This window comes from Aquirufa sp. Wall-65K1 (assembly GCF_054558475.1).
In genome coordinates this window covers 160,516-179,290 of sequence record NZ_JBPXKD010000003.1, presented here as the reverse complement: position 1 = coordinate 179,290, position 18,775 = coordinate 160,516, and the positions used below count along the sequence as shown (strand labels likewise).

Sequence of the window (18,775 nt, the reverse complement as noted above, 5' to 3'; positions counted from 1 at the left end):
TAATTAGAAGTTTAATTTAACACCAAGAGCCACTGTTCTAGGAACTGGATATGACTCATCGTCATTGTTCAATTCCGTTCCACCTCTAACACCTGCGTCCGGGTTATTTCCTGGGTAATTGGTAAATAAGAATAAGTTATTCGCCGTTAAGAATACTCTAGACTCGCTGAATATATTGCTCATTTTAGGAAGTTTATACCCTAAAGTCACTGCCTTTAACCAAACATAACTTCCGTCATATACATAACGCTCACTACTTTCACGAGACCACTTGAAATAACTAGTTCCTCCTTGTGAGTTTTTGTCATTCGGATTGGTACCCGGATTAGTAGCCGATCTCCAACGATCTTTGGCTTTATCTAATACGTTAAACACACCGTCCATGTTCATGGTAGATGCTTCAATGTTACGGTAGATATCAAAATCTTGAGCTCCTACAAATAATACGTTCAAATCCCATTGACGGTAATCAGCAGCCATGGTCCAAGCCCAAGTAAAGGCAGGATTTGGATTTCCAATTTCAGTCATGTCTTGTGTATCATATGAAATAACACCATCTCCGTTCATGTCTTTGAACTTCATACCGCCAGGAATTACACCATCTTGCTTAGCCCAAGCATCAATTTCTGCCTGAGTATTGAAAATGCCTTCTTTTCTGTAACCGTAAATCATACCAATCGGACGACCCACTTTCATGACGTTATACCCACCATAAAAACTACCATACCAAAGTATGTCATTGGCTCCTTTGATGGCCAAAATTTTACTTTGGTTCATCGTTAAGTTCATGTTAGTTCTGAAATTCACAGGACCAAAACTAGTGCGATAATCTGCGCTTAATTCAACCCCTGTATTTTGAACCTGACCAATGTTGTCCAAACTGGTAGTAAAACCAGAAACCGCTGGAATCGAAACTGGTAATAACATATCGTTGGTTACTTTCTTGTAGTACTCAAAAGTGAAGGTCAACTTATTGTTAAACGTGGCTAAATCTAAACCAATGTCCAACTGATCTGATTTTTCCCATTTCAAAGAAGAGTTAGCAAAGTTGCTAATCACTTTACCTGGTGCAAAACTGTTTCCTAAGATGTAGTTATTTGCCCCTACGAATGCCAAGCTTGGATAGTTACCAATGTTATTGTTACCTGTAACACCCCAGCTCGCACGAATTTTCATGTCATTGATAAAGCTGATATCCTTCATGAAAGGCTCTTCTGAAATTCTCCAACCTACCGATGCTGCTGGGAAATCTCCAAACTTATTATTCTCTCCAAAACGAGAGCTTCCTTCTCTACGGAATGAAGCAGAGAAAAGGTATTTATCTTTTAATGCATAGTTTACACGAGCAAAATAGGCTAATAAAGACCAGCTATACTCATAAGAGTTAGATGAACGGATAGATCCAGCACCTAAATAAGGAACTAAGTCATCTGGAAATGTATTGGCAGAACCATCAATGCCATATACTTGCTCTTTTTGAGAAGTAAAACCTAGCATTGCATCCAATTTATGGTCTTCTCCAATTTTTGGAGAATATGTCAATAACTCATCAAAAGAAACGTTTTGTAATTGCTCAGAAATATCACGAGCTGTGGCTATCCTTGGTGGCGCACCAGCTGTTCCTGAAGCTACAGAAGCTCCAATGGTAGAGGGCACAAACTCCTTGAAGCGGTTAAAGTTCATTTTTCCATTGATGGAAGATCTAAATTTCAAACCATCAAGAATGGTAAACTCAGCAAAAGCATTCGCCAAAACATCGGATATATTTCTTTTACGAATAACATTTTGTAATAAAAATACTGGATTAGGGAAACCAAAAGCTCCATCCACACCTCCGATATAAGGTCGCATCGATCCGTCTGCATTATAAATAGGCTCACGTGGATCCATCAATAATGCGCCACCTACTAAGGCACTGCGACCATCTGTATTCGCTACATTTTGACGAGTCAAACTTCCGTTGACATTCAATCCAACAGTTAAAAACTTACTCACCTGACCACCGTTATTTGAACGAATAGAAATACGATCATAATCGGTATTCATGATAGCTCCATCTTCCTTGTAGTAACCTACAGAAAACATGGATTTAATTGGCCCTTTACCTGAACTAATGGTTAGGTTGGCATCTTGATATGCCGAATTCTTATTCAGAATAGCGCCAAACCAATCTGTCGAATATTTAGTCTGCTCAGGAAAACGATATCCTAGCGGAACCTCCTCAATAGATGGCTCTCTTTTTTGTAAAATACGGATGGCATCCATGAAAACATCTTTCTTGAATTGCGCAAACTCCTGGCCTGTCAACATTTTCACACGACGAGAGTCAGGAATGGAGTTAACTCCGTAGTCTACGGAGAAATTTACATTCACTTTTCCTTCTTGCGCATTCTTGGTAGTAATTAACACTACCCCGTTTGAACCCCTTGCACCGTAAATTGCCGTAGAAGCAGCATCCTTTAATACGGAGATACTTTCTATGTCATTCGGGTTAAAGTTAGCACCTACGGATGTACCCACAGGGAAACCATCGATTACATACAAAGGATCACTACCAGCTCCCAATGAACCTATACCACGCACTCGCACCTCAAAAGCTCCACCTGGTGTTCCGGCTTTTTGCTTTACCACAACTCCTGATGCACGGCCTTGTAATAATTGGTTCATGTTATTGGCAGGTTGTTCTCCAATATCCTTCATACCGATCACAGAAACGGCTGAAGTAATATCTTGCTTTCTTTGGGAACCATATCCCACAACAACCACTTCAGTTAATTCTTTTTGATTTTCTTCTAAAAGGACATCGATTACCGTACGGCCTTGAACGGCTTCTGACTTAGGTAATAAGCCTACTGAAGAAAAATTTAGAACGGCATTTTTGGAAGATACTCGGATCGAGTACTCTCCATTTGCATTGGTAACTGCACCGTTGGTCGTTCCTTTCTCCAACACCGAGGTGCCAGGAACGCCTACTCCTCCGGTAGTGCTAACCTTACCTCGGACTTGCACACTTTGAGCAAGTCCTTGGTAAACCAGGAGCATACAAAAAATTAGTAATGATAGTTTTTTCATAATAAGAGGTTTGAGTTTGGTTATAAAAGGTTGAATAAAAGCTGCTTCATAAATAGAACTATTCATAGAAACAATAATATTATAAAGTACAACTAACTCATTTGAGCATAGTCAACCATCCTTAACTATCCTTATAAATTTATGAAGCTGCTTATTGTATCTTTTTGATAATCAAGCAGAAACAACGAAAGGTTGATTATACGGCAATGCGGAAAACATGACTTGGTCAGATAAAATGCTTTTTTATCAAAAAAAAATTAAATTATAGTCGTATCGTGAATCCTTAGAGGCCAATTCTCCCTCAAAGCATACTTTAAAAAATAGTAACTATTCAAGATTCAAAACTGCGGTATACAAAATATTTCTACCTTTGAACATTAAATATATGCCATGATTCATCATTCCGTTTTTCTTCATTTTAAGTCTACGATAAACCAAGAGCAACAGGATCTTTTCTTTGTTGAAGCTAAAAAATTAGCACAAATACCAGGCGTACAAAACTTTCAGTGCCTTAAAGAAATTAGCCCTAAAAATCCATACGAATTTGGGCTAATCATGCAGTTTGAAAACGTAGCCTTATATGAAGCTTATACAAACCATCCTGACCATGTTCATTTTGTTGAAAACATATGGATACCATCGGTAGCAGATTTTCAAGAGATTGATTACACCGTGATTCCTTCCTAGCGATGACAGAAAACTCAGTCTTGAACAACATAAAAAAACTCATCCACTTGACGGAGGCTGAATGTACATTGATAGAGAGTACCTGGAGAAGAGTGAAACTGAATAAAAAGGACTTTTTGTTTGAACGAGGAGAGGTAAGCAAAGATGCAGCCTTAGTCATTTCAGGTTGTTTAAGATCCTTTTCTGTGGATGAAAATGGATTTGAACACATCATGCAATTTGCTCCTGCCAATTGGTGGATAACTGATATGTACAGTTTTATTTCACAAAAACCAGGAGATCTGAGTGTTCAAGCCATCATGGACTCAGAAGTCATGCTCCTCAGTCGAAAAGACCAATTAATGCTTTTTGATCAAATACCCGCCTTAGAAAGATATTTTCGGATATTAACAGAAAACTCATTGGTTGCCTATCGACAAAGGCTCATAGATAATCTTAGTCTAAGTGCTAAACAACGATATGCTAATTTTTGTCAGACTTTCCCATCATTAACCAATGATATCCCCCAAAAGCTCGTTGCAGCCTACATAGGGGTTACTCCCGAATTCTTAAGTAAAATGCGGAGCGAATACCTTCGTAGCTTATCCTAGTATCCTTAAAAGCAAACCTGGAATCTCCTTCTTGGTTTGACTTCACTAGTAAAAGTTTTATTGGCAGGTCTTAGAAAAATTCAATTTCTAGGCATTTTTATAGGTCGTATCCTATGCTTTGAATCCATTAGAAGAATAATGCAAAACTGACGAATCTCATAAAAAAACATTGTTGAACTCATTTTTTTATTCAAAAATCTCATTTCCAAAATGTGGCATTTAGCTATATATTTTTCTGAATTTCATATTTTATGATGGTAAAATCCTTACCAAAACATTTATGTCTTCTTTTAAAAATTCTTTTAAAAAGGAATAAACATATGCCAACAAATTAATATTTGTGCTGAATTTAAAATAAAAATCAAAATTTTTATTTTAAATGAAAATGTAATTTTATTGCCCTAAAATATCATATGAAAAATATTTGTATTTTAAATTGATTTAAAATGTTCTCATTTATCAATTAATGGCTTCAAGATTTGCTGCGAAAGTCTACTAAGCCAATCTACTTGATTATTTTATGATAAATATGGTACTATATTTGCGTCAACATGAAAAAATAGTAACAGGCTGATTGAATTTGAATTTTTGAAATGAATCACAATAACCATTAAAAAAAATACAAATTCGACCATAATAATAAGACTTAAAAGTCATTGAAAAGTACTATTTCTCTTCGTGTTTCTAAATTATAATCAAAATTTGTTTTTGAAAGACAACTTGGATCATTATCGTCACACAAAATGAATACGTGTGACGAATCCTTGTCTGTCTAAACCCAGTACATGGGATTATAATGCTTGGAAAATCTTCAGGATTTTGACAGGGAAATTATTGTGCCTGTTGGTCTAACTGAATAAAGTATACTCTGTGTTAAAAAATTATATATCAACATAAACGATGAAAAAGAATTTCATTACCAATTCCTAAATATGTGTTCTAAACTTGCTACTACTATTGGCGCTTGCGATTCCATCGTTAGCTGCCAATATGCAAGTAGCGGAAGTTGGATTTACGGTATCGCTAGAAAGTAGTTCATACAATAGTACCACGAACAAATCTACTTTCTTGTACAAGATTACGCAGAAAGAAAGTCAGCAAACTGGTTTGAGTCATTTTGTAATTCAAAACTTTTGTCTTCCTAGTGGTTCAGGAATTAAAGGGGAAAATTCTCCTAATGGTTCAACAGAATGGGAAACTATTTCTTCAGATAAAATGAATACCTGCGATGGTAGCACAACAGAGTGTCAAGATGGCTTTGGGTCTTTATTAAAATTTAACTACAACGGCGGAGGGACTACTAACTATTACCGCTTGACAGTAAATGGCCACTTTTTGCCTACTGATGGTTATGGTATTTTACGTTGGGGAGGAAAATCAGGAACTGTTACTTGTGGACAAATCATCCGTGGCAAGATTGTAGGAGAATAAAAATCAACATACGAATATTACACAAAGCCCGTTCATTTGAATGGGCTTTGTTTTTTCTTTATAGCCTTTTTACTTTCTTAATCTAGATTATCTTTTTCGCTACTATTAGTTCAGATCTTTGTATCGCTAATTCAAAAAAATATGAAAAAGAGCATCTTTCACAAAGCTGAATCCAGAGGCCAAGCCAACCACGGATGGTTGGTTAGCGCTCATACTTTTAGTTTCGCCAATTATTACGATCCGAAAAGAATTCATTTCGGAGCACTTAGGGTATTGAATGATGATTCTGTAAAAGGGGGAATGGGTTTTGGACAACATCCCCATGACAACATGGAAATCATCAGTATCCCCTTAGAAGGAGATTTAGAACACAAGGATAGTATGGGAAACCTAGCAGTCATACGCCAAGGAGATATTCAGGTGATGAGTGCAGGTACGGGTATTTACCATAGCGAGTACAATCACCATAAAGAACAAGCCGTCAAATTCCTGCAAATTTGGGTCTTTCCGAATAAGAAAAATGTAACACCACGATATGACCAAATTACCCTTCAAAATAAGTATAGCCTGAATCAACTTCAGCAAATTCTATCACCCAACCCAGAGGACGAAGGAGTTTGGATACATCAAGATGCTTGGTTTCATTTGGGGCATTTTGAAGCAGGAAAAATAAGTCATTATCGGATAAAAAAACCGGGAAATGGCGTTTACGCTTTTGTCTTAGAAGGTAATTTTCAAATCGAAGGATATGATGTAAACCGTCGAGATGGTCTAGGCTTATGGGATCTAGATAGCTTTGATTTAAAAGCTCAAAGTGATAACTCAAAAATTCTACTCATGGAAGTTCCCATGAATATTTAACCTAACATTAATCAAACTAACAAACAACATGGCAAATTTAACTTGGGCATTAGACCCGACACACTCCGAAATTCAATTTAAAGTAAAGCACTTAATGATCACTAACGTGACCGGTGGTTTTACCGATTTTAATGTAATTGCAGAAAGCGCTGATGAGACTTTTTCTGATGCAAAAATTAGCTTTACCGCAAAGGCCGCTAGTATTTCAACAGGAAACGAACAGCGTGACGCCCACTTGGCAAGTGCAGATTTCTTTGAAGCTGATAAATTTGAAAACATTAGCTTTAGCTCCACAGGAATAGAAAAGTCAAGCAGTGACGAATTTAACCTATTGGGTAATTTAACCATTAAGGATGTAACTAAACCGGTCAAAATTCATGTAGAATTTGGTGGCGTAGCTAAAGATCCATGGGGACATTTAAAAGCAGGATTTACCATTAATACAAAAATCAACCGTACGGATTTCGGATTAAACTGGAATGCCGCTTTAGAAACAGGTGGTGTTTTGGTAAGTGAAGAAATCAAGATTGCTGGAGAAATCCAATTAGTAAAAGCCTAATCACAAAACCCCAAAACCAAAACATGAAAAAAGTAAATGTTTTAGTTGTTGGTAAAAACGAAGCAATCGTAGAATTGCTTATCAGACTAGTGAATAAGTATCCTGAGCTTTCCGCTCAGGGTACTTGTAATCTAGAGGAAATAGAAAGCTTATGCCTATCGTCATCCACTATGGAGCTAATAATATTGAGTAGTGGTTTGTCGACAACACAAGAGATGGATATTAAAAATATCGTCTCAAAAATTCATCCAAAAGTAAAATGCTTGGAGCATTTTGGAGGAGGTAGTGGTCTATTGCGCACAGAAATTATTCAAGCCTTGGGTTACCTTGTAGCCTGCCCTGAATAATGATGCCCTCCATTAATCACAAATTTCAATCGATAGTCCTTTTTTAGGAACAGGGCTATAAGCCTTACATTGGGCACACATCTTATCCTCCGGTAAAGCCGAAATACTAAAATAAAACTCATCTCCTTCCTTCAGATTTTCTGGAAAAGAACAGATACTTTTAAGGGCAAAAGCCTTGGTATACACTTTATTTGTCATGGGATTCTGCCAAGCCAATTCCACTTTACTACTATCTACCTGGCCTTCTATCACTTCAATGACATAGTTCATACAAACTCCTTTCAACGCTAATCTGCCTTTTAAGCAAGTGGCCTTGGGGAGCTCTTCTCGTTTACAGGAAGAACTCATGGTTAAAAACAGGCCAAAAAGTAGAAATAAGCCGCTATTTTTCATATTTACTTCTTTAAATCGTTTTCTTTATCAAAGCTTCCTCGCAGGCCTTTCGCCCATAGGCAATTAAATCTTTAGCTCGATCAAAATCAAATATAGAAGAAGTTGATTTAGGAATTTCAATTAAGATATCTGGGGGATATTTATCCAACATCATTTCCGTCACTTTATCTTGGGTCATTTCATAAGAATAAAACAAAATATCACTCAGGGATTTAGTACTTGCCAGGGCAGATAAATCTTGGGGAGCTGCATTCACCCAATATTTTCCTAACCAATCTTTTATGCCTTTTAAAAGTTCTGAATCCTCTGAATCATTTTTTTCAGGTAATACAAAAAACGGCGAATCTCCATTTAAATCCACGGCGATAAGCAGTTCTCCCTCTTGCTTTTTTACAACGTTTAAGGGCAAAGGATTGAGTACTCCTCCATCTACTAAAACATGCTCTCCATCGATCACAGGAGTAAAAATGCCAGGTATTGCAATCGAGGCCCTTAATGCCCGGTATAAATCCCCCGATTGAAACCATACTTCTTTCTTGGTATTCATATCAGCCGCTACTGCCGTAAATGGAATCTTAAAATCTTCAATTTGGGGTACATTAATGAATTGAGACAATACTTCAAAAATACGCTCACCTTTCACAAATCCGTGTTTACCCAAAGTAAAGTCCAAGAGACTAAACACCTTTGCTTTGGTCAGTTCCAGTGCCCAGCTTTTATAGGCTTCATGGAAACCCGCTGCATATATTCCACCAACTACTGCTCCCATGGAACAGCCTGTCACACTGATAATTTCATATCCCTGCTCCTCTAAAACATCAATAACCCCCATGTGGGCAAAGCCTCTGGCTCCTCCACTTCCTAAAACCAGGTGTACTTTTCTATTCCTATCCATCCCAATTTTGGTTTAATTAGTTTTTTATAGATCAAACTCCGAACTCAACAATACCCCCATTGGAAAACAATTTTTCTATCAAAGGACAATAAATTATTTCTTCCAACGTATGGATTGTAGTCTAAAAAACGATGAAAAAGTACGGAATATTACTCTTATTGCCACTTCTTGTACAGTGCAAAAGTGCTGAGAAAATTAGTCCAACCTGCTACCAAGGCAAATTTGTTTTACAGGGCATCTGCATGAATTATGTGATTGAGGCCATAAATAAGGACATTGATACCTCAAAGGTAGAGGTCAATTGGAAAAACCCCGAAACGGGTAAATCATATCAACATGTTTTTGCTTTGGCAAACCCCTGTAGCGTTACAGCGCGCATCAAAGAGGGAGAAATTTTCACCTTTAAAATAATGAGTCCCCCAAAAGAAGCCACCTGCGCTCAATGCTTAGCTTACAGCCCAACGCCCAACAAAAAACTCTATATTGAAATTTGTCCTTAAACTAAATTCCTTTCTAAACTTGGGATAATCAGGCCTTCAATATGTTCCTCCATTTTCTTTAGATCTGGCAACATATCCTTCCAGTTAGGAATCTGCAAGGACTTATAATATTCTACCCCAGCGAGTAAATTTTGCTTGAATGTTTTCAAATAGCGCTCCTGCTTTACATTCATATTTTCCATACTTTCAGCGAGTTCGTTTTTAAGGTAGTCAACATAAAGTCCTAATTCCTTCACAAATAAGTTAGGCCGTTCCTGGGTATTCAGGATATTGATTCGACCATAGATATGATCTACCATTTCTTTCAAGGAATATACTCCTGAAAAATAGGCCAAATTGGGCCCAGGACAAATTGCGATAGCATGTAAATGATGCTTTGGTTTGATGCCATAGTTTTTTAATGCAGAAGTCCCCAAACCGGTACATAGACAAGCTTTTTCGGTAATCTTATCCACTTGTTTTTTCAATTCTTGACTTGGTAAATTTTGAGCTTCCAACTCCTTAATTTTGGCATGCTGGTACTGCCTTGAAGCAGTACAAATGGGCTTTTCCGTGAATTCGGTATTCGTAGACAAATACTCCAAATTACATGGACTACCCGGCCTACCCTTTTCTATTCTTTCTAACCGCTGTTTTTCAGAACTACTCTTTCTAAAATTGTTAAAAGGAACACCTAGAGGAGAGGCGTGGCTCATGTAATAATCGGACTCTTCAGCTGTAGCCAAGGCTTGTAAAGTAGCTTCATCTACATTCGTTGCTTCAGGTACCAACAAAAAAGGACTTCCCCAACCTGTCCCCTGGGTTTCATAATGATCAAGTAAAAATTCATTTTCTTCGCTTGTACCTATTCCCCCTTGCACGGTGATACGCATCTCGGGTATATCCGAAAAATGCGTGAGTCCTTTTTCCACCAAGACTTTTTGGCACATATCAAAAAGCTCCTTTTTCATGTCCGCACGACTTTGCTTAAATTCTTCTAAAATGGGCCCTAATAATAATCCATCCGTCGCAAAAGCATGGCCTCCACAATTCAAGCCTGATTCAATACGGAACTCAGAAATCCAAAGTCCCTTTTTGGCTAATAATTTACCCTGAGTCAAGGCACTCCTAAAATCACTCACTTTTAAAATAATTTGCTTCTTTAGTCCCCCTTTTTCATTTGGGAAAAAATCTGCAAACTGGTCGATGTAGCTGTATAACAATGGATTATATCCTGCTGAAAATATGACGGAAGATTTCAAGTCACTCAAGGCATATCCTCGTAAGGCAGATAAGGCATCTGAAAATTCTTTTTCAAGAGCTTCACCATCTTTGGAATAATTGGTTTTATTTACCTTAGACATGATGTTCACGTCAATGGAACCTGGAATGATGCTTTCTCTCAAATAATTTTCCAATGCCTCCTCTTTCGAGATTAACCAGCTTTGATATACCTGTTTTAAGGCTGAGGACTCTGGTAATAACTCAAAATACCGATGTAAGTCTGTTCCTTCCTCGAATGATTGATGACGCATAGCCTCCATCTTTTCATTCACTAATTCATTGACCAAATTCAAATACGCTTGTATGCGCTTAGCTCGGTAATCGTTTTCTGTTTTTAAAATAGTTTGAAAAGGTCGATTATTCGCTTTAGCATGAACTTCCCTCATTTCCTCCACCAGGTGGTCATCCATAATGGATATAACCGAGGAAATTCCTAAATGAGCCACTTTTACTGGAGTATCAATGGTAAAGCCTAATCCCATAACAGGGATATGAAATGAATGTGCGAGCTTTTTAGACATAATCTAATTTGATTTGTCGCAAAGTTCAAGCCTAAGAAACCAAATAACTATGACCTTCGTCAGGTATGACTTTATATTAATGGCCCTTAAATAGACAATACCTCACAAAAATACCCTTGAGCAAAACCTATTATCGCTTTTTGTAAATTCTCTTTTCCCCCAAAATCCATAAAGGTTGATTTGGATTTTTCCGAGGAGGGATACGTTTCTCCGATTTGGTTTGAATATGATTGATGGCCAAGGAAATATCATCCGTAAATAAGATATAATCAAAGTCATTGGGACTTACGGTTTGCTCATGAATCAAGGATTCGAAATAGGCCATCAATTTTTCATGGTATTCTAATCCCATGACCACAACAGGAAAGTGATTGATTTTTCCGGTCTGAATAAGGGTTATTACTTCGAAAAATTCATCCAAGGTGCCTAATCCTCCAGGCATAACCACAAAACCCGAAGAATATTTCCTTAACAATTCCTTTCTTACTGAGAAATATCGAATGGTAACAAATTTATCTAAATAGGGATTAGCCATTTGCTCAAAGGGTAATTCAATATTACAGCCAAGTGATACTCCTCCAGCTTGCATAGCCCCTTTATTTGCCGCTTCCATAATACCTGGCCCTCCGCCTGTCATGATGGCAAAACCAAGTTTGGATAGTTCTTCAGCCAACTTTTCGGTAGTTTGATAATAAGAATGATTGGCGTCAAATCGAGCTGAGCCAAAAATGGTAATACAGGGTCCTATAAAGTGGAGATTTCTAAATCCTTTGATGTATTGAAAAAGTACTTCAATGGAGAAAATTAACTCTTTCCAACGTGCTCGTGGTCCTTTTAAAAAATCAAACTCATTTGTCCATTTCATCTGTTTTCTGTTTTATGCTATACCAAACGAATTTACACGATAAATCAGATGTGGCAAGCATATTAAAATAAAAGATATGGGCTACCTCATACTCAAAACATCCAAGTAAGGATACTATAAGAAGTAAGAAATGCTACCTTGTAAGTAATTTAATTTCATTTCCTCTTACCTGTTCATGAAAAAACATTTTTTAGTTATTCTATTAACGATTACCACCCTCTCTTTAGCTTTTGGTCAAGGTAAGGTGTTATCAGGTAAATTGGTCGACAAACAAAGTCGACGAAATATTGAATTCGCCAACGTCAGCCTTTGGAAAAAAGACTCCACAGTTTGGAAAGGAACATTAAGTGATACATTAGGAAATTTTACTTTTAAAGAACTCCCCTCCAATCTAGCTTTCATAAAATTTCAAGCTCTTTCCTATAAAACTCGAATCATTAGTTTAGCTGAATTCTTTTCTATTAAGTCAAATGAGATTACTCTTGAAGCAGAAAATCAAACACTTAGTGAAATTATTGTCAAGGGAGAAAAAGCGGTTTCTGCTCTTCAAATAGATAAACAGACCTTTCAGACCAAGCAATTTCAAAATGCTGCCAACGGGACAGGTTTAGATTTAATGCAAAGACTCCCCGCAGTAACAGTCAATACGGAGGGAGAAATTTCCTTGAGAGGGAGTACAGGTTTTATATTATTAATTGACGGAAAACCGTCTACTCGGACTCCCGCTGATATTTTAGCCCAAATACCCGCTAATTTGATTGAAAGTATTGAACTAATCACAAGCCCTTCGGCTAAATACGATGCCGACGGTAAAGCGGGGATGATAAACATCATTACCAAAAAAAATACGAGAATTGGAAGCGCATGGTCTGGAAACATCATGAATGGGGGTACGCTACCTTTACGATTTAGTAGTGATCTGCAATGGAGTTTTACCGACAAAAAATGGAGTGTATTTGCTGCAGCAGATTATAGAAGGTACGATATTGATGGCTTTCGAGTGGGAGAAATTCGTACAAAATTCCTGGATACGCTTAGCTACATGCCTTCCGAAGGCGTCAGAAATTATATGGATTTTCAATATTCCATCCGAGCAGGTGGTACCTGGCAGGCAAGTACCAATGACCTTTGGAATTGGTCTGCCTATGTAGGAGAAAAACAAACCGACCGAACCGCGAACCTTCACTACCAGGACTTTATTCAAACACAATCAAGGGGTGACCTTTTTTCCTCTTTCCAGTCTACTATAAACCCATATAGGCAATTTTTCAACCAAAATTTATTTATTAGATCGGGTAAATTTCAAACTTATAACGTCGATTATTCTCACACCTATGCTAATCAAGCTAAGTTAAGCCTACTGGGTTTATATGAATATTCAAAATTAGGTGGACCTCTAAATAATTATGATACCTATGAGGGCAGCAACAAGCTCTTATTATGGGAAAGGTCTACCGAAACTAGTCCTTTGAGTGCATGGAGGTTCCAATTAGATTATAGCCTACCGCTGCCAGCCAAGAATAAACTTGAATTTGGTTATCACTTTAGATATGTTAATCATCAAGGAGATTTTCTATTTGAACGTTTTGCTGCAGGAACCAATAGCTGGTACTCTGATCCTAATTACACAGATAAGATGGAATTGGCGCAAAGTATACATGCACCATATGTTCAATTAAACGGAAGTCGTCAGAAGTTTTCATATGCCTTGGGATTAAGGTCAGAATGGATGGACCGTAATCTTACTCATGCCGGAGAACCAGGTAAAACCTACACCCTAAATCAAATATACCTATTCCCCTCTTTACAAGGAATCTGGAAATTAGAAGGAGAAAAAACCCTTCGCATGGCATATAGTAGAAGAATTGAACGCCCTTCGAGCAAATTAATGTCGCCTTTTAAAAACCATCGCCATGCTGAAACGATTGAAACAGGAGACCCTAATTTATTACCAGAAATAGCCAATGTTTTCGAATTAGGCATAAGTAAAGGCTTCCAAAATATCTCCTTTACCGCAACTGCCTATGTCAATTTTCTTCAAGATAAAGTCTTTCGAGTGAATGAAATTTACAGTCGGACAATATTAGGAAGAACCTATACCAATGCGGGAAGTTCTCAATCCACAGGAGTGGAATTTTTAACGGAAATAAGACCTAGTAAAATTTGGAGAGTATACTTATCAGGAAATCTATATCAGTTTGATGTTCAAGGAAATTTTAGAGGAATAGAAACCCAGCAAAGCAGCTTTAATTACAATTTAAACGGTAATACTAGCCTAGACATCAGTCCTAAATTACGTTTTGTTTGGGATTTCAACTATTTATCTAGATCCGTGACTACACAAGGTTACGACTCTGATTTATTGCTTTCCAATGTTAGCATAAAATATGCGCTTTGGGAAAATCGGGCAAATTTGAATTTACAATGCCTCAATGTTTTTAATACCAACATTCAAACCATTGTCACTCAAACACCTGATTTTTTCTCTAGTACAGATTATCGCAAATGGGACCGAGTGATTCAGTTGAGTTTTGGTTTCCGAATCAATGATCGAGGACAAAAAACGAAATCGACCAAAACAGATTACGGAGAAAAAGATTTTTAATAAAAAAGCCCCGAATTCGGGGCTTTTTCCTACAATGATTTAAGATAACTTATACTTAAAGGTACATTGACCATTTCATTATCGCTCTCATCTTCAATAAAGCAATGTTCCACACCCGCTTTTTTACCTAATTGGATAATCTTTTTCCAATTTCCCTGGCCCGTTCCTACGGGAACGTCATTGATGGCTGGAGTATGACCCGTTAAATCACCAACTACCCCCTTGCGTAAATCTTTCACGTGCATTAATTTCCAACGACCTGGGTATTTTTTCAAAAGCTTCACTGGCATTTTTTCGCCCCCTCCATGCAATGTCCATAATACATCCATTTCAAAAGAAACATAAGCTGGATCAGTCTTTTGAATAATGTAGTCTAATAAGGTGCCTTTTTCAAATGCATGAAACTCGTATCCATGGTCATGGTAGCAAAGCGTAATCCCATTTTCTTTCAAAACCTTACCCGCTTTATTAAATACGTTTACTGCTTTCTGAGCGTCTTCTAAAGTAAAATCGTTTCCTTTATGAGGAATCCATGCACACATGACAAATTTAGCTCCCAAGACTTTTGCCTTTTGAACTACAGCCATGGGGTCTTTTTCTAACTCTCCAAAATCTGCTCCAGTAGAGGGAATAGAAATACCCCTAGCATCACATTGCTGTTTAAATTCCTGTAAAGTCATACCTTTAGCGCCTCCACCTTCCAACTCCGTAAAACCCATTCCTTTGATAATATCCAAGGTTTTGAGTGGATCTTGAGGAAATTGTTTTCTAAAAGTATAAGCTTGTACCCCTAATGGATAGGTGTACACTTTTTGGGCATAAGCACCCCAGCTAAGACAAATTCCCAATAGGGCAATCATTAATCGATTCTTTTTCATGTGTATTTTGTTTTATAAGTTCTTTTTTTTCAATTCGTTCACTGCATGATTAGCCGCGCGTGCGGTTAAAGCCATGAAAGTTAAGGTAGGATTTTGTGTCCCTGTGGATGTCATACAGGCTCCATCGGTGACAAATACATTTTTACAAGCATGTAATTGATTCCATTCATTTAACAGGGAATCCTTAGGATTTTTCCCCATTCGAACACCGCCCATTTCATGGATATCAGCACCTGGAGCAGATTTTGAATCAGCTGTTCTAATTTGCTGAAATCCTGCTTTTTCAAACATTTCCTGCATTTGCTCTCTAAAATCTTTGACCATTTTGACATCATTTTCTGTCCAGTCACAAGAGAACACAATTTGCGGTATGCCATATTTATCTTTCAAATCGGCATGTAACCTAATGTGATTTTGTTCCGTAGGCACTGTTTCTCCCATCATCCAAGCGGAGATATTCCATTGGCCCAATTGACGATTCAATAAGTTTTCTCGCAGCGTATCTCCAATTCCATCTTGTTTCGAATATTCACCTCGTCCTCCTCCTACTCCCACGGCATAGCCCCGTAAAAAATCGGTCTCTTGCCTTAATACATTTCTAAATCGCGGGATATAGGCATTGCTTGGGTTTCCTCCCGCTGTCTTTTTATCTTTAAACCCATCATAACTGGCATTTGCCGATCCGCGGTAATTATGCCAAGCTATGTATTTCCCCAAAAGTCCTGAGTCATTTCCCAAACCCTGGGGAAACCGACTAGATATTGAATTCAAAAGTATGGCATTGGTATTGATGGTAGACCCATTCACAAAAATCACCTTGGCATAAAAAGGAATCATTTCATGACTGATGGCATCAATGACCTGAACACCAATGGCCTTTTGCTTTTTCTCATCGTAAATAACAGAATGTACCACCGAATGAGGTCTTAAAGTCAAATTTCCTGTTTTGGCAGCCCAAGGTAAGGTGGAAGAATTACTACTAAAATATGCCCCATAATTACATCCTCTATTACATTGACGCTGACTTAAACACCTACCCCGACCTTGTTTAAAATGAATTTCCTGAGGATCCGTCAAGTGAGCACATCGACCGGCTATCACCCAGCGATTACCATAGGCTTTTTTTAATGTCTCTTTAAGATGCTGTTCTAAACAATTTAATTCAAATCCAGGCTGAACTATACTATTAGGTAGCTCCGCCAAATTATCATTAAAACCCGCTATACCCGCAAAAGTCTCGACATGGTCATACCAAGCAGCTATATCTTTGTATCGTATGGGCCAATCCGTCGCAAAACCATCACGGATAGGACCTTCAAAATCAAAATCAGACCAACGCTGCGTTTGTCTTGCCCATAATAATGACTTCCCCCCAACATGATATCCACGCGTCCATCGAAATGGTTTTTCATACACCACAGGTTGTTCATCATCTGGCAAAGCCCAATGTTTGGTTTCTTCCCGCATAAAGCCACTGGCTGAAAAACCTTGTTTGTCCGCCAAAGTAACTGTCCCACGATGTTCAAACTCCCAGGGGGCTTTAGAGGCGGTAGGATAATCTTCTACATGTTTTACTTGCCTGCCCCGATCCAAAACCAAAGTCTTTAAGCCCCGTTCACAAAATTCCTTGGCAGCCCAGCCTCCACTAGCTCCAGAGCCAATGACAATAACATCATAGGTGTTTTTCTTGGCACTATTTATATTCAAATTGGCCATATACTATACATTTACGCACCCATGGTAAAAGCCAGGTGCCATGACATAATGATAATGCGCTGTTAATACATACTCAGAGCTAGTATATCCACGAATCGTTTCAGCCCTCAACGTGGTATAAGCCCAAAGATGCTCAGCTGATTTCTCTAAGTCCATGAGCAAGGATTCTCGCTGAGAGGTATTACATGCTCCAAAAGTCAGGTGATGGTTTAAATCTGCTTGAAGCGACAAAGCCTTCATCGCTGATTTTATTTTATTTTGATCCTCCACTGTATAACAATCGCTAAATAGTTTTTCGAGAAAAAGCTCTACACCTACTCCATTTCCCCCTTTTGACTTACCCTCCGGAATGAATGTCCCTACTATCAGTCGAAGCATTTCCTTTTCTTCGTTTTTAAAAACTGAAATGGGTGCAATACTTTCTTTATTCCAAGCTTCCGCCCAGCTTGGTAAAGCGACCAAAGCCCCAGCTGAAAGGGCTAATGATTGTAAAAGCTTTCTTCTTTTCATTTTAAATTTTATGGCTGAAATTTGAATGAAATCAGTTGGAAAATTACCATTAGCTGCCCTGATTTCATTCAAGAAATTCGTATGTGAAAATGTAGTGCTTATTTCAATTGACCTATTTGTTCTCGGTAATACTGAACCGATCGAATGACAGATGGCAGATTACTTGGCTTCTCTTGGGTATCTCTTTCAATATTGATATTCCCTTGAAAACCTTGGCGCTTTAACTCAGCAAAGACTTCAGGAAAATTTACTACTCCCGTTCCTATAGGTACATCCCTCAATTTTGGATTATTGTATTCGGCTATATCCTTTAAATGGATAGCAATAATGCGCCCTTGTAATTTTTTTAATGCATCTACCGGATTTATACCACTTTTAGGGTAATGTCCTAGGTCTGGGCAAGCATAAAAATTTGGATGATTTTTCATGGCTATTAATAAAGAGTCTGGTGTCCAATAGACACTTGTACCTTTCCAGTGATTATGAATGGCGACCTTAATCTTATATAAATTGGCCAAACTATCTACCCCATCCCATAAATGCACGGGAGGTTCGGCCGTTACATAATTAACTTCCAACTCTTTGGCTATATCAAATTCCTTCTTCCAGCGGTCAATCGTTTTGCCTCCAACTAAATAGATGGATTCCATCTTGAGCCCCTTGGCTTTAATCATCTGTTTCAGTTGTCTGATTCCAGATTTTGATAAATTCATCACGGCAGAATCTTTCAAGACGGCCCCCGCTTTTCCAAAAGTATAACCCTCAATAAATTTCAAGCCTGCGCTATCCGCTTTGGCTAATTGTTCTGGAAATGAAAATCCGTTAAATGTATATAGGGCCACACCCAAATGCCAATCTTTAGGAGCGAATTTTGCCATATTTGATTTTTTATTCACATATTTATTGGGCTGTTTAGCTAAATTGTCAATGGTTATACCCAAACAAAAGCTTATGGTGCAGAAGACAAGTATTTTTTTCATATTGAGGTTTTTATTTTCTATGGATACACACAACCAGGAGGATCTAAATCAAATTAAATGAAAAAAATCAGTATTATCCTTATATAAAGCTGCAAAATAACA

Annotated in this window: 17 protein-coding genes; 8 read left to right on the top strand and 9 right to left on the bottom strand. The window is 37.8% G+C overall.

All coding sequences use genetic code 11. From position 1 onward, the window contains the following. Nucleotides 1–3: 3 nt before the first annotated feature. The gene (locus ACST15_RS06085) at nt 4–3,072 is read right to left on the bottom strand and encodes a SusC/RagA family TonB-linked outer membrane protein (RefSeq protein ID WP_459453802.1); all 3,069 of its coding nucleotides are present in this window, start codon (nt 3,070–3,072) and stop codon (nt 4–6) included. 390 nt (nt 3,073–3,462) lie between these two features. Here ACST15_RS06085 and ACST15_RS06080 point away from each other — a divergent pair, with 390 nt between their 5' ends. The 6 genes from ACST15_RS06080 to ACST15_RS06055 all read left to right on the top strand — a co-directional run bounded on the left by ACST15_RS06080 (nt 3,463) and on the right by ACST15_RS06055 (nt 7,547). Further along, nucleotides 3,463–3,759: a Dabb family protein gene (locus ACST15_RS06080; RefSeq protein WP_459453801.1), complete on the top strand. Its 297-nt coding sequence runs from the start codon at nt 3,463–3,465 to the stop codon at nt 3,757–3,759. 20 nt (nt 3,760–3,779) lie between these two features. Further along, entirely contained in the window at nt 3,780–4,349 is a 570-nt protein-coding gene (locus ACST15_RS06075) for a Crp/Fnr family transcriptional regulator (RefSeq protein ID WP_459453800.1), read from the top strand. A 945-nt stretch (nt 4,350–5,294) separates the two neighbouring features. Then, nucleotides 5,295–5,780 carry a hypothetical protein gene (locus ACST15_RS06070; RefSeq protein ID WP_459453799.1) on the top strand — a complete coding sequence of 162 codons (486 nt, stop codon included), beginning with the start codon at nt 5,295–5,297 and terminating at the stop codon, nt 5,778–5,780. Between the two features lie 141 nt (nt 5,781–5,921). Next, nucleotides 5,922–6,641 carry a pirin family protein gene (locus ACST15_RS06065; protein ID WP_459453798.1) on the top strand — a complete coding sequence of 240 codons (720 nt, stop codon included), beginning with the start codon at nt 5,922–5,924 and terminating at the stop codon, nt 6,639–6,641. A 28-nt stretch (nt 6,642–6,669) separates the two neighbouring features. Next, nucleotides 6,670–7,200: a YceI family protein gene (locus ACST15_RS06060; protein WP_459453797.1), complete on the top strand. Its 531-nt coding sequence runs from the start codon at nt 6,670–6,672 to the stop codon at nt 7,198–7,200. Between the two features lie 23 nt (nt 7,201–7,223). Continuing rightward, nucleotides 7,224–7,547 carry a hypothetical protein gene (locus ACST15_RS06055; RefSeq protein ID WP_459453796.1) on the top strand — a complete coding sequence of 108 codons (324 nt, stop codon included), beginning with the start codon at nt 7,224–7,226 and terminating at the stop codon, nt 7,545–7,547. Between the two features lie 12 nt (nt 7,548–7,559). Here the strand turns inward: ACST15_RS06055 and ACST15_RS06050 are convergent, their stop codons facing one another. Further along, on the bottom strand, nt 7,560–7,940 hold the full coding sequence (locus ACST15_RS06050; RefSeq protein WP_459453795.1) for a hypothetical protein: 381 nt from the start codon (nt 7,938–7,940) through the stop codon (nt 7,560–7,562). A gap of 10 nt (nt 7,941–7,950) precedes the next feature. Continuing rightward, nucleotides 7,951–8,835: a patatin-like phospholipase family protein gene (locus ACST15_RS06045; RefSeq protein WP_459453794.1), complete on the bottom strand. Its 885-nt coding sequence runs from the start codon at nt 8,833–8,835 to the stop codon at nt 7,951–7,953. 131 nt (nt 8,836–8,966) lie between these two features. On the opposite strand from ACST15_RS06045, the gene ACST15_RS06040 reads away from it, so the two are divergent. Continuing rightward, nucleotides 8,967–9,335, top strand: coding sequence for a hypothetical protein (locus tag ACST15_RS06040; protein ID WP_459453793.1), 369 nt, complete (start codon nt 8,967–8,969; stop codon nt 9,333–9,335). Here ACST15_RS06040 and ACST15_RS06035 read toward each other — a convergent pair. After that, nucleotides 9,332–11,119, bottom strand: coding sequence for a hypothetical protein (locus ACST15_RS06035; RefSeq protein WP_459453792.1), 1,788 nt, complete (start codon nt 11,117–11,119; stop codon nt 9,332–9,334). The two genes, ACST15_RS06040 and ACST15_RS06035, sit on opposite strands and share 4 nt — an antisense overlap. Nucleotides 11,120–11,249: 130 nt before the next feature. Continuing rightward, a complete protein-coding gene (locus tag ACST15_RS06030; RefSeq protein ID WP_459453791.1) occupies nt 11,250–11,984 on the bottom strand; it encodes an LOG family protein in 735 nt (244 codons plus the stop codon). Nucleotides 11,985–12,159: 175 nt separating this feature from the next. Between ACST15_RS06030 and ACST15_RS06025 the strand changes: the two genes are divergently transcribed. Beyond that, nucleotides 12,160–14,589: a TonB-dependent receptor gene (locus ACST15_RS06025; protein ID WP_459453790.1), complete on the top strand. Its 2,430-nt coding sequence runs from the start codon at nt 12,160–12,162 to the stop codon at nt 14,587–14,589. 29 nt (nt 14,590–14,618) lie between these two features. Here ACST15_RS06025 and ACST15_RS06020 read toward each other — a convergent pair whose 3' ends face one another. The 4 genes from ACST15_RS06020 to ACST15_RS06005 all read right to left on the bottom strand — a co-directional run bounded on the left by ACST15_RS06020 (nt 14,619) and on the right by ACST15_RS06005 (nt 18,673). Then, a complete protein-coding gene (locus tag ACST15_RS06020; RefSeq protein ID WP_459453789.1) occupies nt 14,619–15,467 on the bottom strand; it encodes a sugar phosphate isomerase/epimerase family protein in 849 nt (282 codons plus the stop codon). A 12-nt stretch (nt 15,468–15,479) separates the two neighbouring features. Further along, the gene (locus tag ACST15_RS06015) at nt 15,480–17,183 is read right to left on the bottom strand and encodes a GMC oxidoreductase (protein WP_459453788.1); all 1,704 of its coding nucleotides are present in this window, start codon (nt 17,181–17,183) and stop codon (nt 15,480–15,482) included. A gap of 3 nt (nt 17,184–17,186) precedes the next feature. After that, nucleotides 17,187–17,693 carry a gluconate 2-dehydrogenase subunit 3 family protein gene (locus tag ACST15_RS06010; RefSeq protein ID WP_459453787.1) on the bottom strand — a complete coding sequence of 169 codons (507 nt, stop codon included), beginning with the start codon at nt 17,691–17,693 and terminating at the stop codon, nt 17,187–17,189. A gap of 98 nt (nt 17,694–17,791) precedes the next feature. Next, a complete protein-coding gene (locus ACST15_RS06005) occupies nt 17,792–18,673 on the bottom strand; it encodes a sugar phosphate isomerase/epimerase family protein (protein ID WP_459453786.1) in 882 nt (293 codons plus the stop codon). Nucleotides 18,674–18,775: the final 102 nt, after the last annotated feature.

Bases quoted from the DNA above. Each gene is read 5' to 3' on its own strand.
- ACST15_RS06085 (WP_459453802.1), bottom strand. From the start codon at position 3,072: ATGAAAAAACTATCATTACTAATTTTTTGTATGCTCCTGGTTTACCAA.
- ACST15_RS06080 (WP_459453801.1), top strand. From the start codon at position 3,463: ATGATTCATCATTCCGTTTTTCTTCATTTTAAGTCTACGATAAACCAA.
- ACST15_RS06065 (WP_459453798.1), top strand. From the start codon at position 5,922: ATGAAAAAGAGCATCTTTCACAAAGCTGAATCCAGAGGCCAAGCCAAC.
- ACST15_RS06060 (WP_459453797.1), top strand. From the start codon at position 6,670: ATGGCAAATTTAACTTGGGCATTAGACCCGACACACTCCGAAATTCAA.
- ACST15_RS06055 (WP_459453796.1), top strand. From the start codon at position 7,224: ATGAAAAAAGTAAATGTTTTAGTTGTTGGTAAAAACGAAGCAATCGTA.
- ACST15_RS06050 (WP_459453795.1), bottom strand. From the start codon at position 7,940: ATGAAAAATAGCGGCTTATTTCTACTTTTTGGCCTGTTTTTAACCATG.
- ACST15_RS06045 (WP_459453794.1), bottom strand. From the start codon at position 8,835: ATGGATAGGAATAGAAAAGTACACCTGGTTTTAGGAAGTGGAGGAGCC.
- ACST15_RS06040 (WP_459453793.1), top strand. From the start codon at position 8,967: ATGAAAAAGTACGGAATATTACTCTTATTGCCACTTCTTGTACAGTGC.
- ACST15_RS06035 (WP_459453792.1), bottom strand. From the start codon at position 11,119: ATGTCTAAAAAGCTCGCACATTCATTTCATATCCCTGTTATGGGATTA.
- ACST15_RS06030 (WP_459453791.1), bottom strand. From the start codon at position 11,984: ATGAAATGGACAAATGAGTTTGATTTTTTAAAAGGACCACGAGCACGT.
- ACST15_RS06025 (WP_459453790.1), top strand. From the start codon at position 12,160: ATGAAAAAACATTTTTTAGTTATTCTATTAACGATTACCACCCTCTCT.
- ACST15_RS06020 (WP_459453789.1), bottom strand. From the start codon at position 15,467: ATGAAAAAGAATCGATTAATGATTGCCCTATTGGGAATTTGTCTTAGC.
- ACST15_RS06015 (WP_459453788.1), bottom strand. From the start codon at position 17,183: ATGGCCAATTTGAATATAAATAGTGCCAAGAAAAACACCTATGATGTT.
- ACST15_RS06010 (WP_459453787.1), bottom strand. From the start codon at position 17,693: ATGAAAAGAAGAAAGCTTTTACAATCATTAGCCCTTTCAGCTGGGGCT.
- ACST15_RS06005 (WP_459453786.1), bottom strand. From the start codon at position 18,673: ATGAAAAAAATACTTGTCTTCTGCACCATAAGCTTTTGTTTGGGTATA.